This window comes from Streptomyces sp. CBMA123, from assembly GCF_014596465.1.
Lineage (GTDB): Bacteria > Actinomycetota > Actinomycetes > Streptomycetales > Streptomycetaceae > Kitasatospora.
Genome location: NZ_MECK01000168.1, coordinates 44,670 through 58,464, shown reverse-complemented (window position 1 = coordinate 58,464; position 13,795 = coordinate 44,670). Strand labels below are relative to the sequence as shown.

Below are 13,795 nucleotides of genomic sequence, written 5' to 3'. Positions count from 1 at the left end.
AGATTGTCCCAGAGTGCAGGGCAGATTGCCCACGTGTTACTCACCCGTTCGCCACTGATCCACCCCGAAGGGCTTCACCGTTCGACTTGCATGTGTTAAGCACGCCGCCAGCGTTCGTCCTGAGCCAGGATCAAACTCTCCGTGAATGTTTACTCGGCCCCACAATCAAGCAGGGCCGGTGCACACCCGCGTTGAGCGGCACGGCAACCACCGGAATAGGGCGGTCCCGCGCACTGCGTCCTCGCTAGTGTTTGTTTCAAAAGGAATCTCCAACCCCGATCAGACGATCAAGGCCGGGGATGTCAACATATCTGGCGTTGACTTTTGGCACGCTGTTGAGTTCTCAAGGAACGGACACTTCCTTCGAGCCGCCTTCCAGCGGGCCCTCCGGGCGCTTCGTTCTTTCGTGTTTCCAGCTTATCAGATGTTTTCCGCTCCGTTTTCCGGAGTTTCATTCATCGGATTCACTTTCCGCTTTGTCGCCCCGGTCTCCCGCGGCGACTCCGGAACTGTACGGTGACCGGCCCGCCACATGCAAATCGCCTCCGCCCGGGGCTCCGGGCGGAGGCGATCAGCTGTCAGGGGCGCTGTCAGGCGCGGCCCATCTCCTCGGCGATGGCCGCCGCGAAGGCGTCGATGTCGGCCTCGGTGGTGTCGAAGGCGCACATCCAGCGCACCTCGCCGGTGTGCTCGTTCCAGAAGTAGAAGCGGTAGCGCTTCTGGAGTCGCTCGCTCACCTCGCGCGGGAGGATCGCGAAGACCGCGTTCGCCTGGACCGGGCGCACGACCTCGATGCCGTCGATCTTCCGGACCGCCGCCTCCAGCCGGCTGGCCATCGCATTGGCGTGGCCGGCGTTGCGCAGATAGAGGTCGCCCGAGAGCAGTGCCTCGAACTGGACGGAGACGAAGCGCATCTTCGAGGCGAGCTGCATCGAGGTCTTGCGCAGGTACTTGATGTTGCGCACCCGCTCCGGGTTCAGCACCACCACGACTTCACCGAGCAGCAGGCCGTTCTTCGTGCCGCCGTAGGACAGCACGTCGACGCCCGCGTCGGTGGTGAAGTCCCGCATCGGCCGGCCGAGCGCGGCGGCGGCGTTCGCCAGCCGGGAGCCGTCCATGTGGACGAGCATGCCGAGCTGGTGGGCGTGCTCGGTGATCGCGCGGATCTCGTCGATCGTGTAGAGGGTGCCGAGCTCGGTGCTCTGGGTGATGGAGACCGCGAGCGGCTGCGCGCGGTGCTCGTCGCCGAAGCCCCAGGCCTGCTGGTCGAGCAGCTCGGGGGTGAGCTTGCCGTCCGGGGTGGGGATGGTGTGCAGCTTGATGCCGCCCATCTTCTCCGGGGCACCGCCCTCGTCCACGTGGATGTGGGCGGTGTCGGCGCAGACCACGGCTCCCCAGCGCGGCAGCAGCGCCTGGAGGGCGACCACGTTGGCGCCGGTGCCGTTGAAGACGGGGTAGGCCTCGGCCTTGTCGCCGAAGTGGCGACGGAAGACGTCCTGGAGGTGCGCCGTGTAGTCGTCCTCGCCGTAGGCGACCTGGTGGCCGCCGTTGGCGAGGGCGATCGCGGCGAGGACCTCGGGGTGCACGCCGGCGTAGTTGTCGCTGGCGAAGCCGCGGACGGCGGGGTCGTGCCGCCGTACCGCGTCCGTACGGGTGAGGTCGGTCATCGGGCTGTCAGCCACAGGTGCTGTCCGTTCAGTTCTGCTGCGGGGCGGTCCCAGAGGTCCGCCAGGTGTCCGGCGAGGTCGGCGGTGTCGGTGAAGCCGGCGAACTTCGCCTCCGGCTTCTCGGCCCGCATCTCGGGGCTGACCAGCGCCTTGATGACCAGGATCGCAGCCGCCGCGGTGGGCTCGCCGTCCGGGGAGGTGGTCTCCTTCTTGAAGGAGTCGGCCATGGCGAGGGTCCAGGCCTCGGTGGCGGCCTTGGCGGCCGCGTAGGCGGCGCCGCCGGCGGTCGGCTTGTGCGCCGCGGCGGCGGAGACCATCGCGTAGCGGCCGGCCGGGCTGCGGACCAGCGCGGGCTGGAAGGCCAGCGAGGTGTGCTGGAGGGTGCGCACGACGGTGTCGTGCAGGAAGTCCCAGTCGTCCAGGCGGCTGTCGAAGAAGGTCTTGCTGCCGCGCCAGCCGCCGACCAGGTGGAACAGGCCGTCGACGTGGCCGTGCTCGGCCTCCAGGTGGTCGGCCCAGTCGTGGACCTCCTGCGGGTCGAGCAGGTCGATCACCTGGCCGCTCACCTTCGCCCCGCGCACCGCGACGCGGGTGGCGTCCAGGGCGGACTCCAGGCGCTGGGGGTCGATGTCGGCACCGATCACGGTGGCGCCCTCGGCCGCGAGGCGGCGCATCACGGCCTGGCCGGCCGGGCCGCTGGCTCCGGCGACGGCGATGACCTTGCCGGCCAGCTTGGTGGAGGGGTTGGTGGTCACGCGGCGACTCCCTGGATACCGGCGCCGGTGATGCCGGCGGTGGCGGCGATGACGCCGCGGAGCTTCTTGGACAGGGCCTCGTAGAACATGCTCAGCGGGAACTCGTCCGGGAGCACGGCGTCGCACAGCGCCTTGTTCAGGGCCCTGCCGTCGGCGATGTCGAGCGGGAGGGCCTCGGGACCCTTCGCCCAGGTGGAGGCCGGGTGCGGGGTGAGGTAACGGGAGACCAGCTCGTACGCGGCGATCCAGTGGGCCGGCTTGGGCCGGTCGATGCCGTCGCGGTAGAGGGTCTCGATGTCGCCGCAGAGCGCGTTGGTGACCTTCGGGGCGAGGTCCCAGTCGATGGTGAGGCGGTTGTCGCGCCAGCGCAGCGCGTCGTGCTTGTGCAGGTACGCGAAGAGCAGCTGGCCGCCGAGGCCGTCGTAGTTGCGGACGCGGTCACCGCTGACCGGGAAGCGGAACATCCGGTCGAAGAGGATCGCGTACTGGACGTCGCGGGCGTGCGGGTTGCCCTCGCCCTCCAGCTTCACCGCCTCCTTGAAGGTGGTGAGGTCGCAGCGGAGCTCCTCCAGGCCGTACATCCAGAACGGGCTGCGCTGCTTGATCATGAAGGGGTCGAACGGCAGGTCGCCGTGGCTGTGGGTGCGGTCGTGGACGAGGTCCCACAGGACGAAGGTCTCCTGCGCGCGCTGCTGGTCCTGGAGCAGGCCCTCGGCGTCGGCCGGGATCTCCAGGCCGAGCTGCTGGACGGCGCTGGTCGAGACGGCGCGGAAGCGGGCGGCCTCGCGGTCGCAGAAGATGCCGCCCCAGGTGAAACGTTCCGGCGCCTCGCGCACGGAGACCGTCTCGGGGAAGAGGACGGCGGAGTTGGTGTCGTACCCGGCCGTGAAGTCCGTGAAGGTGATCGGCACGAACATCGGGTTGTCGAAGCGGGTGCGCTCCAGCTCGTCCAGCCACTCGGGCCACACCACGCGCAGCAGGACGGCTTCCAGGTTGCGGTCCGGGTTGCCGTTCTGGGTGTACATCGGGAAGACGACCAGGTGCTCCAGACCGTCCTCGCGCTGGGCGGCGGGGTTGAAGGCGAGCAGCGAGTCCAGGAAGTCGGGCTCCCGGTACCCGGTGTCGGCCCACTTGGCGAGGTCGACGTCGACGGCGGCCAGGTAGGCGGCGTCGTGCGGGAAGATCGGGGCGAGCTCCGCTACGGCGGCCCGGACGGTGGCGACCAGCGGGTCGACGGTGTGCCGCTGGACCGCGGACAGGTCGATCGAACCGTCCTTGGACTGCAGCGGGCGCAGCGCCTCGACGGTCTCCTTCAGGCGCAGCCACGCCGGGTGGGTGGCGAGGGTCGAGACCGGGGCGTCGGCCGCCGCAGCGAGCCTTGGCGAAAGATTCTGCATCGTGGACTCACTTCGGCAGGAGTTATTTCAACGAGGACACCATATGTACGAAAGGTTCTCCCGTTCAAGGGGGCTTGGACCGACAAAACTCTCGTGCATCGCCGCTCCGGCCCCAAAACCTGCGCCGGAGCGTACGGCCTCCGGCACGTGTCCGAGATGTGGACGGTGTCCTGGATGTCCGGACAGGCGAGCCGTACTGATGCGAACCTCCCCGCGTCGTTCCCGGAGGTGATCACGGGCCGAGCGCCACGACAGCCCGTGCCGGGTGCACTCCCGTCAGCAGGCCTGTTGTCGCTGCCGCGGCCGCACGCACGGCTGTTGCCGCCGCCGTCGTCGTCAACCCGGCCACGGCGGTCGGACCGGCCGCGACCGGCGGCTGCCGCTGATCCGGCCCGGGGCGCCGCGGACGCGGGTCCGTACGCCGACCATGCCGCGTGTGTTCCGGCGCCGCCACCGGGGGAAGTGACCTGCCGGGAAGCGGCCCGCCCGGCCCGGCCCCGGAACGCCGCATCCTTCCCCGGACCGCCCGTACCTGGTGGCGGGGCTGGTGTTCACCGTGCTGACCATTCCGGCGGTCGGGGGGCGTGGGCCCGCTGGGGTGGATCGCACAACCGCGGTCACCACTGTGCGCCCCTGTGCGCGCCTGGTGGCGCCGGGGGCGTAGCGGTGATCGTGGACGGCACGATCGTCGCCGCGGCGGAGGCATGACGAGCAACGGATGACAGAGGACAGCTGACGGATAACAGATGACAGCTGACAGCTTTCGAAATCTGTCAGCTGTCATCCGTCAGCTGTCAGTTGTTCGCTGCCCGCGGTCCCGCCGCCCGCCACCCCTGGGAGGCCGCCGTTGCACGGACCCACCCTGGTCAGCTGGCTCCTCGCCCTCCTCACCGCCACCGCCGGCGCCTACTGCCTGACCCGCCTGCGGCACTCCCCCTGCGCCACCACGGCCCCGGGCGCACGCGGCGCCCACCCATCGCTCGCCCGGGAGTCCGACGCCGCCGAGGCACTGATGGGGCTCGGCATGGCGGCGATGGTCGTCACCGGCGCCACCGTCCCGGCCGCCGTCTGGGCCTGCCTGTTCGGCCTCCCCGCCACCGTCTTCCTGCTCGCCGCCCTGTACGCCCCGGCCGGCCGTGCCCACCGGCTGCACCACGCCGTCGGCGCGCTCACCATGACGTACATGGCCCTCGTGATGACCGCCTCCCCCGGCGGGCACCACCACGCCGCGCTCGGCGCACCACTGCTGACCGGCGCCCTGCTGCTGTACTTCGGCGGCTACTCCCTCTGGGCCGGCGCCCGGCTGCTGCGCACCCCCGCCGGCACCCTCGCCCTGGGCACCACCGGACTGCCACGGGCCTGCCGACTGACCATGGGGATCGGCATGTTCGCCATGCTCCTGACCATGTGACCAACGCCCCGCCCGAGCACGTGCCCCGCCCACGCTCGTGCCCCGCCTGGGTACGAGCCCCGCTCGGGTACGAGCCCCGACAGGCCCCGCGCCAAGGCCCTCACCCGCGCGTGGCGTTGGTCACTGGCCGCTCGAAAGCCGTGCCACCGGGCGTCGACAGCGCATAGGTTGGCGGGGAGCGCGTTGTCGCGTTCCGTGCGTACTCGGGGAGCCCATGCGATGACTGCCCTGATCGGCCTGCTGCTGCTCGGCCTGCTGCTCTCCACCGTGGTGCCCCGGCTGCTGGCCAGGGCCCGCTGGGTGGAGCGCGAACCGGTGCTGGCGCTGCTGGTGTGGCAGTGCATCGTGGTGTCCGTCCTGCTGTGCTGCGCCCTGGGCCTGGTGCTCGCCGCCTCCGCCGCCGAGCCCGCACTGCGCGAATGGGTGTTCGCCGGCGCCCCGCACGGTGTAGAGGCCGCGTACGGCCTGCAGGACGCCGAGGGCTGGGGCCGGCTGTGCGCCGCCGTCCTGGCAGCGGGCGCGTTGCAGACGGTGCTGGCGCTCACCCGGGAGGTCCGGACGGCCAAGGCTCTGCGCAACCGTCGGCATGCCCAACTGGCGACTCGCGCGCCGGAGTTGCCCGAGGCGATCGAGACCGCCCGGAGCCGCCGGGAGCGGCTGGTGGTGCTGGAGAACGTCCGCCCCGAGGCCTGGTCGCTGCCCGGCCCGGACTCCCGCCTGGTGGTCACCACCGGCGCCCTCCAGCAGCTCACCGACCGGGAGTTGGCGGCCGTGCTGAGCCATGAGCGCGGGCACGTCCGGGCCCGGCACCACTGGCTGCAGCAGTTCGCCCAGGCCCTCGCCTCCGGCTTTCCCGGCATTGGGGTGTTCCGGGCCTTCCGGGACCAGGTGGCGGAGCTGGTCGAGCTGGCCGCCGACGACCGGGCCGCACGCCGGCACGGCCGGCACACCACCGCCCTCGCACTGGCCGAACTCAACCTGGACCGTGGGGTGTTCGGCTCCTGTCCGCCCGGCCTGGCACAGTCCCCGAAGCGGGTGGACCGGCTGCTCGCGGGGCGCCCCCGACTGTCCGTCCCGCACCGGCTGCAGCTGACCGCCGTCGCCCTGGCCGCGCCCGCCGCAGCCGTCCTGCTGGCCGTCGCCCCGGGAATCCACTCGTTGCTCTGAGCGCCCGCGAGGCATACCACACAAGAAAGTTGACGCAGCGTCAGCCGGGGTCGGTCTCTCCGCAGAGCGGCGCGAACCGACCGCCCAGCGTGTGCCCGAGCACCTCGCGGTGCAGCAGCCGGGCCTGGTCGTAGCGCTCCCGGCCGGCCGGGGTGAGGGTGATCATGATGCCCCGCCGGTCACTCGGGCACATCTCCCGGGTCACCAGTCCACCCTTCTCCAGGCGGGCGATCAGCCGGGACAGCGCACTCTGGCTCAGGTGGACGATGGAGGCCAGTTCGCTCGCCCGCAGGGCGGCCCGACCCTCGGCCTCACACCCCTCCACCAGGCGTTCCAGCACCTCGAACTCGCTCATGCCCAGCCCGTGCTTCTCGCCGAGTTCGCGGTCGAGCGCACAGACGGCAGCGGCGTGGCGGGCCAGCAGCTCGCGCCATTCCGCGATGAGACCGGCCTCCGCCGAGGCTTCGAGGGAGTCGAGTTCAGCCACGCCGTCAGACTAGCACGTGCATCGTAAATTTATGCGTTCACATCTTATTCATTTGCATTGAATGCACGTGCATGTACTGTCCTCCCCATGACCACCGCGACCGTCACGTCACCCGACGCTCCGTCAACCAGCGGGCTGAATTGGACACCCCGCCTCTGGGGCACCCTGATCGTGCTCTGCGCCGCCATGTTCCTGGACGCCCTGGACGTCTCGATGGTGGGCGTCGCCCTCCCCTCCATCGGCTCCGAACTGCACCTCACGACCTCCACCCTGCAGTGGGTGGTCTCCGGCTACGTGCTCGGCTACGGCGGACTGCTGCTGCTCGGCGGGCGCGCCGCCGACCTGCTCGGCCGCCGCCGGGTCTTCCTGGTCGCGCTCGGCGTCTTCGCCGCCGCCTCGCTGATCGGCGGCCTGGTCGACGACGGCGGCCTGCTGATCGCCGCCCGCTTCCTCAAGGGCGTCAGCGCCGCCTTCACCGCCCCCGCCGGTCTGTCGATCATCACCACGACCTTCGCCGAGGGCCCCGCCCGCAACCGGGCACTGTCGATCTACACCACCTGCGGCGCCAGCGGCTTCTCGCTCGGCCTGGTGCTGAGCGGGCTGCTCACCTCGGTCGGCTGGCGCTGGACCTTCCTGATGCCCGTCCCGGTCGCGCTGCTCGCCCTGCTCTTCGCCGTCCGCCTGCTCCCCCGCCCGGTCGAGGAGCCCGCCAAGGGCGGCTATGACGTGCTCGGCGCGATCACCGGCACCGCGACCGTGCTGCTGCTGGTGTTCACCGTCACCGAGGCCCAGGGCGCCGGCTGGCTGAGCCTGCGCACCCTCGGCTCGCTGCTCGTGGTCGCCGCGCTGGCCGCCGCATTCCTGCTGATCGAGAGCCGCGCCGCCCACCCGTTGGTCCGGCTCGGCATCTTCCGCAACGGCTCGGTGGCCCGGGCCAACGTGGTCGCCTTCGCGATGACCGGCGCGTACGGCGGCTTCCAGTTCGTCGTCACGCTCTACCTGCAGCACCTGCTCGGCTGGTCGGCCCTGCAGATGGCCCTGGGGCTGCTGCCGGCCGGCGCCTTCATCGCCCTGTCGGCGCCGTTCATGGGCCCGATCGTGGACCGCTTCGGCACCGGCCGGCTGCTGCCGATCGGCCTGCTGGCCCTGGCCGGCGCCTTCGCCCTGTTCCTGCGCCTGGACGAGCACAGCTCGTACCTGGTGCTGGTGCTGCCCTCGATGCTGCTGCTCGGCGTGGGCTTCGCGCTGGCCTTCCCCTCGGTGAACATCGCCGCCACCGACGGGGTGGCCGACGAGGAGCAGGGGCTGGCCTCGGGTCTGGTGAACACGGCGATCCAGGTCGGCACCGCCGTGGTGCTGGCCGGGGCGACCGCGATGATCACGGCCGGGAGCGCGGGCGGCGACAGTGCCCAGGCCCAGCTGGACGGCTACCGGCCGGCGCTGCTCCTGGTGACCGCGGTCGCGGTGGTCGGACTGGTCGTGGCCGCGGCGGGCGCCGTGGTGGACCGGCGCCGAAAGGCAACTCCCGTGTCGGTGCCGGATTATGATTATCCGCCTGCCGGGCCGTCCGTGGCCCGGACCGGAGTCCTGACCGAGCGCTGACCCACTGGCCCCCGCCCACGGCCGACCCCCGGCCGCCGGGCACTGGTGCCGGCTCCACCAAACCCCCGTGTTGGTGGAGCCGGCCGTCTTTGTACCGGCCGCCCGGGCGTGCCCGTCGGGCACGGTTCCACGGTGCGGTGACCGGCTCCGCAAGTATATTGGCCCAGAGTCAACGAACGTTCGGAGCAGACACGATGGCACCTCGCGGGGATTCGGTCAATGAGGAGATGCGGCAGCGCTCCCGCCGGCGCATCATGCGAGCCACCGTCGAGCTGGTTGACCAGCGCGGCTACGCGGGCACCACACTGACCGACATCGCCGAACGGGCCGGACTCGCCCGTGGCCTGCTCTCGTACTACTTCGACGGCAAACGACTGCTGATGCAGTCCGCGACGCACCGGATGATGCACCAGGCGCTGTCCGGCGCGCTGGCCGAACTGCCACCGGACGCCTCCCCCGAGGCCCGGCTGGCCCGCGCGATCGACGCCGTCCTCAGCCTGGCCATGGACCACCCCCGGGTGATGCGCTCGCACCTCGCGCTGATCCTCGACCCCGACACCGGCGCCTTCGTCCAGGATCCGGAGCAGCAGCAGCTCGGCGCGCTCCTGAAGAACCTGCTCGAGGACTGGGGCGCGCCGGACCCGGTCGCCGAACACGCGGTACTGCGCAGCGCGTTGATGGGCGGCTGCATCGGGGTCCTGCTGCCGGGCGCCGAGATCCCGCTGGCGCCGATCCGGGCCGACCTGTTCCGCCGCTACGACCTGGCCTGGGAGTTGGGCCGTCCGCCCCAGCCGCTGCCGCCGGAACGCGAACGGCCGCCGGCCCGCGGCTGACGGCGGGACGGCGGCCGAGCGGCTCGACGACCGGCGGAGCGGCTCCCGAACGGGGCCGAGGGGACGATCTCCCCGGCTCCGCCCGGGAGTTGCTCAGCGCTCCTTCAGGATCGAGGACAGCAGGTCTATCGTGCGCTCCGGCGTGAGACTGTCCACGCAGAGCCGCTCCATGACCTGGACGTACGCGTCGACGTCGTCCCGCTTGTCCAGGTACAGCGCACTGGTGAGCTGCTCCAGGTAGACGACGTCCGCGAGGTCCTGCTCCGGGAAGCGCAGGATCGAGAACGCCCCGGACTCACCCGCGTGCGCACCGAAGCGGAACGGCATGACCTGGATGACCACGTTGGCCTGCTCGGCGACGTCGATCAGGTACTGCACCTGACCGCGCATCACCTTGGGCCCGCCGACCGGCCGGCGCAGCGCCGCCTCGTCGATCACCGCCCACAGCCGCGGGCTGGCCCCCTCGGTCAGCAGCTTCTGGCGGCGCAGGCGGAGACTGACCCGCCGCTCGACCTCCTCCTCGCTGATGACCGGCCGACTCTGGCCGAAAACCGCCCGTGCGTACTCCTCGGACTGCAGCAGTCCGGGGATGAACTGCACCTCGTAGGTGCGGATCAGCTGGGCGGCCTCCTCCAGTCCGACATAGGTCTGGAACCACCCCGGCAGCACGTCGTTGAAGCTGTGCCACCAGCCGGACTTGTTGGCCTCGCGGACCAGCCCGAGCAGGGCCTCCCGCTCCAGGCCGTCGTCGACGCCGTAGAGACTGAGCAGGTCGGCGACGTCCCGCTCCTTGAAACTGACCCGGCCGAGCTCCATGCGACTGATCTTGGACTCGGACGCACGGATCGCGTAGCCCGCGTCCTCACGGGTGATGCCGCGCGCCTCACGCAGGCGTCGCAGCTGCGAGCCGAGGAGGATCCGGCGGACCATCGAGCCGCCGCCCGGCTGAACTGTGGTCATGCGGTCGAAACCTCCACCTAGGGCAAACAGCGCACAGTCTGCCATCAGTTGAGCGCTCACGGTGCCGATACTGACGGATGTTCCTATCAGTTCCACACTCCGCACACCAGGATGCACGTGCATCCGGCGCTTGCATATGCCAATAGTGCGACTGCACGTGAATCGACTCTTGCATCTGCAGTGAGCGCACACCACCATGGTGCACGTGCACCTGCACATCCCTGGCAATCCCGCGGGCTCCGCGTCGACCCCACGCGCGACTCCGTGCACCGACCCGGCGGCGTCCCCCGCGCCATCGGGCGTTCGAGTGCGCGCGCGCCTGGTCGAAGGGGCGCCCGAGCGGCCGAGCGAGTCGGAGGTGACCGGCATGACCCCGGCGGGTCCAGCCGTGTCCGCCCCCTTATGGGAGGAGCTCTTCATGAGCACCGGTACGGCTTTGGCAGTTGACCCCCACGTGGTCACCTGCACGCTCGCTCCTCGCTTCGAAGCCGTGAGAACCGCGCGCGACTTCGCCCGGACCGCTCTCCAGCGCTGGGGCCTGATGGAGCTGTTCGACGATGTCGCGCTGGTGGCCTCGGAACTCGTGACCAACGCGCTCCGGCATGCGATCGGCGCACGGCCCGACCCGTCGGGCGGCGCCCTGGGCGAGTACGACTTTCCCACACAGCCGACCCCGGACGGGCGGCTGCCGATCCGAATAAGCCTGGTGCACCGCGCACCCCAAGTGGTCTGCGCGGTGAGCGATCCCAGCAGCATCGGCCCGGTGGCCCGGGAGGCGGACTTCGTCGCCGAATCCGGCCGCGGACTGCACCTGGTGGAGTCGTTCAGCCGTTCCTGGGGCTGGCACCCGCTGGGCAGCGGCAAGGTGGTCTGGGCCATGTTCGAGGCCGAACCGGCTCGCGGCGGACTCGACGGCAGCGGGCTGGGCGGCGGCAGGCTCGACGGCAGCGGACTCGACGGTCGCGCGCTCGAGGGACGGGTCGACGTCGGTGGACGGCACCGGCGCTCGGCCTAGCGCCGCACGGCGCACGGCCGGCCGAGGGACGACCCGGGAGGACCAGGCCCCGGGCCCTTCAGCCAGGCCCCGCGCCGGATCGGCCGGGGTCCGCCCCGGACCAGCCCACGGCTTCGGCACCCGCGCCGGCAGCGGTACCGGCGCCCCGCCTCAGACGCCCCGGGCCCGCGCGGCCCGCACCACAGCCCGCACGGTCCGCACGGTCCGTCACGGGACCGCCCGAACCCGGGCAGGGCCACCGGACAAAGACAAAGGCCGTCGTGGTGTCAGCACCCACGACGGCCCCCCGATGGTGGCCCGGCGGCCGGTCAGACCGCCAGGTGGTCGAACTCCCCGTCCTTGGCGCCCAGGAGCAGCGCCTCGATCTCGGCCCGGGTGTAGATGAGCGCCGGACCGTCCGGGAAGCGCGAGTTGCGCATCGCCACGTCGCCGCCCGGCAGGGCCGCGAACTCGACGCAGTTCCCCTGCGAGTTGCTGTGCCGGCTCTTCTGCCAGACCACCCCCTTGAGGTCAGCGGCGGCCATCCCGTTGTAGGTGTGGTTCGAGCCGTGCGTGTCCTGCGAGTCGTGCATAGAAGTCTCCCGAAGAGCTCCGGAGTTGTCGTCCAGCGCGGCGCCCCCGGCACCCGCCGAACGGACCGGCCCCGTACCGGTCCGGCACAACGCCTCACTTGACGCGATGATAGCCCCAGTGCACGTGCATCAGCACGGGACATTGCAGGTGCACGAGGCCTTTTACCGGTCGCCGCGAACTCTTCACGGACCCTTCCCCTGACGGTACGTAAACGGACATAGCCGATGGAATCGACGGTTCTTCCATAACCGGCCGTGAGCGGTTCCCCGCTGAATGTTGATCTTCGAATGCCGGGAGTCGCGCTGCCGTGACCCTCCGTCAGTCCACCCTCCGGCTGTGAGACATCTCACGCACCTCTCGTGCAACGGGACGCCCCACGGCACACGTCAGGGCAACCGTGTGAGTCCGAACGGGGATTGGGTGAGGAATGTCCGGATTGTAGGCAATACACCCGGACCGGCGCGGCAGGAACACGGCCTCCGCACCACGACCACCCGAAACCCGTACGGCAGCCGACTGCAGGCCTGACGGGCAGATGTCCTACGATCTCCGGCATGAGCACCGCAGCCATCCCGGGCGCGCCACTGCCCGTCCGCACTCCAGGCTCCCGTGCGCGGGGGCGCCACCGCCGCCCCGAGCGCCCCGAGATCCGCACCGGCTCGCCGGCCCTGGTGCTCGCCGTACCCGCGACCCCGGGGCCCGAGTCCCGCTCGGTCGTCGAGGAACTGCTCTCGATCGTCCGCAGTGAGCACACCGGCGTCCAGGCCGCGGTCGGCTACCTGCCGACCGATGGCACCGCGGCCGGGGGCACGGAGGAGTACACCGTCGCGGACCTACTGGCGGCGGCCGCCGAGGCCGGACTGCCGATGCCCGTCGTGGTGCCCCTGGTGCCCGGCCCGCACGACTTCCTGACCGGGCTTCACGCCCTCGCCGCGGAGTACGGAGCGACCGTCACCTCCGCGCTGGGCCCGCACCCGCTGCTCGCCGAGGCCGTCCACGTACGGCTGTCCGAGGCCGGGCTGGCCCGGGCCGACCGGGCCCGGCTGTTCGCCATCGCGACCGCCGCGGACGGCGTGGTCCTGACCACCGTCGGCGGCGAGGACGCGGCCGCCGCGGCCGGGATCACCGGTGTGCTGCTGGCCGCCCGACTGGCCGTCCCGGTCGTCTCCGCGGCGCTCGACGTGCCCGGCTCGGTCGCCGCCGCCGTCAACCACCTGAAGGAGACCGGCTCCCAGCGCCCCGCGCTGGCCCCGCTCGTGATCGGCCCGGAGGCGGACTCCGAGCTGCTCGCCACGGCCGCCGAGGAGACCGGCTGCCCGTCGGCGGCACCGCTGGGTGCGTACCCGACGGTCGGCCAGCTGATCGCCTCCACCTACCTGGCCGCACTGCCGACGCCGACGGCGGAGGAGCTGGCCGAGGCCGAGGAGGCCGCCGCCACCGCCGGAGCCGGGGAAGGCTCCCGCCGCGCCCACGCGGCCGGCGAAGGGCCCGTGGAGGGCTGACGGACACCTCCTGAGCTCCGGCGGATGCCCGCCGGAGCGCCCGCGACCGAGCGTCGTGGCACCCGCACCACCGAAGGGCCCGGAACACCTGCGTTCCGGGCCCTTTCGACGTGTTCGGATTGCCCCGCAGGAGAGTTAAGCGGTCAATGCGACGCAATGTCCGTTCTGGTGTCATTTGTCGATGAATAGTCGGCACGTTGTCCCGCGCTCGATTCACTGGAGCTCCCCCGGCTCGCGAGCGCGGCCCATGGCGCTTCAACGCTCCGTCACTTCATTCCTGAGGCGGAGCCAGTTATGGGAATCCATCGTGAAATTGCGAGAAAACGATCATTTGCGATCATGAATTACGAACCATTTGGCGTTTCTCGCTAAACCGTGATGCGCATCACAGGTATTTGCGGTTTTAACTTAAGTCTGCTTAACGTG

Annotated in this window: 11 protein-coding genes, 1 rRNA gene and 1 pseudogene; 6 read left to right on the top strand and 7 right to left on the bottom strand. The window is 70.9% G+C overall.

What is annotated here, in order from left to right; genetic code table 11:
* The 4 genes from BG452_RS45810 to BG452_RS20095 all read right to left on the bottom strand — a co-directional run.
* Positions 1-146: ribosomal RNA gene (locus BG452_RS45810) — 16S ribosomal RNA — on the bottom strand; the annotation flags it as partial.
* Between the two features lie 444 nt (positions 147-590).
* The gene (locus tag BG452_RS20105; RefSeq protein WP_188305723.1) at positions 591-1,667 is read right to left on the bottom strand and encodes a threonine aldolase family protein; all 1,077 of its coding nucleotides are present in this window, start codon (positions 1,665-1,667) and stop codon (positions 591-593) included.
* On the bottom strand, positions 1,664-2,422 hold the full coding sequence (locus BG452_RS20100) for an SDR family NAD(P)-dependent oxidoreductase (protein ID WP_188305715.1): 759 nt from the start codon (positions 2,420-2,422) through the stop codon (positions 1,664-1,666). Before BG452_RS20100 ends, BG452_RS20105 begins: the two co-directional genes overlap by 4 nt.
* A complete protein-coding gene (locus BG452_RS20095) occupies positions 2,419-3,819 on the bottom strand; it encodes a DUF6421 family protein (RefSeq protein ID WP_188305714.1) in 1,401 nt (466 codons plus the stop codon). Before BG452_RS20095 ends, BG452_RS20100 begins: the two co-directional genes overlap by 4 nt.
* Positions 3,820-4,666: 847 nt before the next feature.
* On the opposite strand from BG452_RS20095, the gene BG452_RS20090 reads away from it, so the two are divergent.
* On the top strand, positions 4,667-5,230 hold the full coding sequence (locus tag BG452_RS20090) for a DUF5134 domain-containing protein (protein ID WP_188305713.1): 564 nt from the start codon (positions 4,667-4,669) through the stop codon (positions 5,228-5,230).
* Positions 5,231-5,449: 219 nt separating this feature from the next.
* Entirely contained in the window at positions 5,450-6,397 is a 948-nt protein-coding gene (locus tag BG452_RS20085; RefSeq protein WP_188305712.1) for a M56 family metallopeptidase, read from the top strand.
* Between the two features lie 40 nt (positions 6,398-6,437).
* Here the strand turns inward: BG452_RS20085 and BG452_RS20080 are convergent, their stop codons facing one another.
* On the bottom strand, positions 6,438-6,884 hold the full coding sequence (locus BG452_RS20080) for a MarR family winged helix-turn-helix transcriptional regulator (RefSeq protein ID WP_188305711.1): 447 nt from the start codon (positions 6,882-6,884) through the stop codon (positions 6,438-6,440).
* Positions 6,885-6,971: 87 nt separating this feature from the next.
* Here BG452_RS20080 and BG452_RS20075 point away from each other — a divergent pair, with 87 nt between their 5' ends.
* Together BG452_RS20075 and BG452_RS20070 are read left to right on the top strand one after the other, a co-directional pair.
* Positions 6,972-8,486 (top strand): MFS transporter, encoded by a 1,515-nt coding sequence (locus BG452_RS20075; RefSeq protein WP_188305710.1) that lies wholly within the window; start codon positions 6,972-6,974, stop codon positions 8,484-8,486.
* A 227-nt stretch (positions 8,487-8,713) separates the two neighbouring features.
* Positions 8,714-9,319 carry a TetR/AcrR family transcriptional regulator gene (locus BG452_RS20070; RefSeq protein WP_223242474.1) on the top strand — a complete coding sequence of 202 codons (606 nt, stop codon included), beginning with the start codon at positions 8,714-8,716 and terminating at the stop codon, positions 9,317-9,319.
* A 93-nt stretch (positions 9,320-9,412) separates the two neighbouring features.
* Here the strand turns inward: BG452_RS20070 and BG452_RS20065 are convergent, their stop codons facing one another.
* Complete coding sequence (locus BG452_RS20065) at positions 9,413-10,279, bottom strand: helix-turn-helix domain-containing protein (protein WP_188305708.1); 867 nt, start codon at positions 10,277-10,279, stop codon at positions 9,413-9,415.
* Between the two features lie 418 nt (positions 10,280-10,697).
* Between BG452_RS20065 and BG452_RS20060 the strand changes: the two are divergent.
* Positions 10,698-11,168: pseudogene (locus BG452_RS20060) on the top strand (ATP-binding protein); the annotation flags it as partial.
* A gap of 434 nt (positions 11,169-11,602) precedes the next feature.
* On the opposite strand, the gene BG452_RS20055 reads toward BG452_RS20060, so the two are convergent.
* Positions 11,603-11,866 (bottom strand): DUF397 domain-containing protein, encoded by a 264-nt coding sequence (locus BG452_RS20055; RefSeq protein ID WP_188305707.1) that lies wholly within the window; start codon positions 11,864-11,866, stop codon positions 11,603-11,605.
* A gap of 555 nt (positions 11,867-12,421) precedes the next feature.
* On the opposite strand from BG452_RS20055, the gene BG452_RS20050 reads away from it, so the two are divergent.
* On the top strand, positions 12,422-13,369 hold the full coding sequence (locus BG452_RS20050) for a hypothetical protein (protein ID WP_223242473.1): 948 nt from the start codon (positions 12,422-12,424) through the stop codon (positions 13,367-13,369).
* The last annotated feature ends 426 nt before the right edge of the window (positions 13,370-13,795 follow it).

Excerpts from the sequence above, each read along its gene's own strand:
- BG452_RS20050 (WP_223242473.1), top strand. The coding sequence starts at position 12,422 with ATGAGCACCGCAGCCATCCCGGGCGCGCCACTGCCCGTCCGCACTCCA.
- BG452_RS20055 (WP_188305707.1), bottom strand. The coding sequence starts at position 11,866 with ATGCACGACTCGCAGGACACGCACGGCTCGAACCACACCTACAACGGG.
- BG452_RS20075 (WP_188305710.1), top strand. The coding sequence starts at position 6,972 with ATGACCACCGCGACCGTCACGTCACCCGACGCTCCGTCAACCAGCGGG.
- BG452_RS20065 (WP_188305708.1), bottom strand. The coding sequence starts at position 10,279 with ATGACCACAGTTCAGCCGGGCGGCGGCTCGATGGTCCGCCGGATCCTC.
- BG452_RS20105 (WP_188305723.1), bottom strand. The coding sequence starts at position 1,667 with ATGACCGACCTCACCCGTACGGACGCGGTACGGCGGCACGACCCCGCC.
- BG452_RS20070 (WP_223242474.1), top strand. The coding sequence starts at position 8,714 with ATGCGGCAGCGCTCCCGCCGGCGCATCATGCGAGCCACCGTCGAGCTG.
- BG452_RS20085 (WP_188305712.1), top strand. The coding sequence starts at position 5,450 with ATGACTGCCCTGATCGGCCTGCTGCTGCTCGGCCTGCTGCTCTCCACC.
- BG452_RS20095 (WP_188305714.1), bottom strand. The coding sequence starts at position 3,819 with ATGCAGAATCTTTCGCCAAGGCTCGCTGCGGCGGCCGACGCCCCGGTC.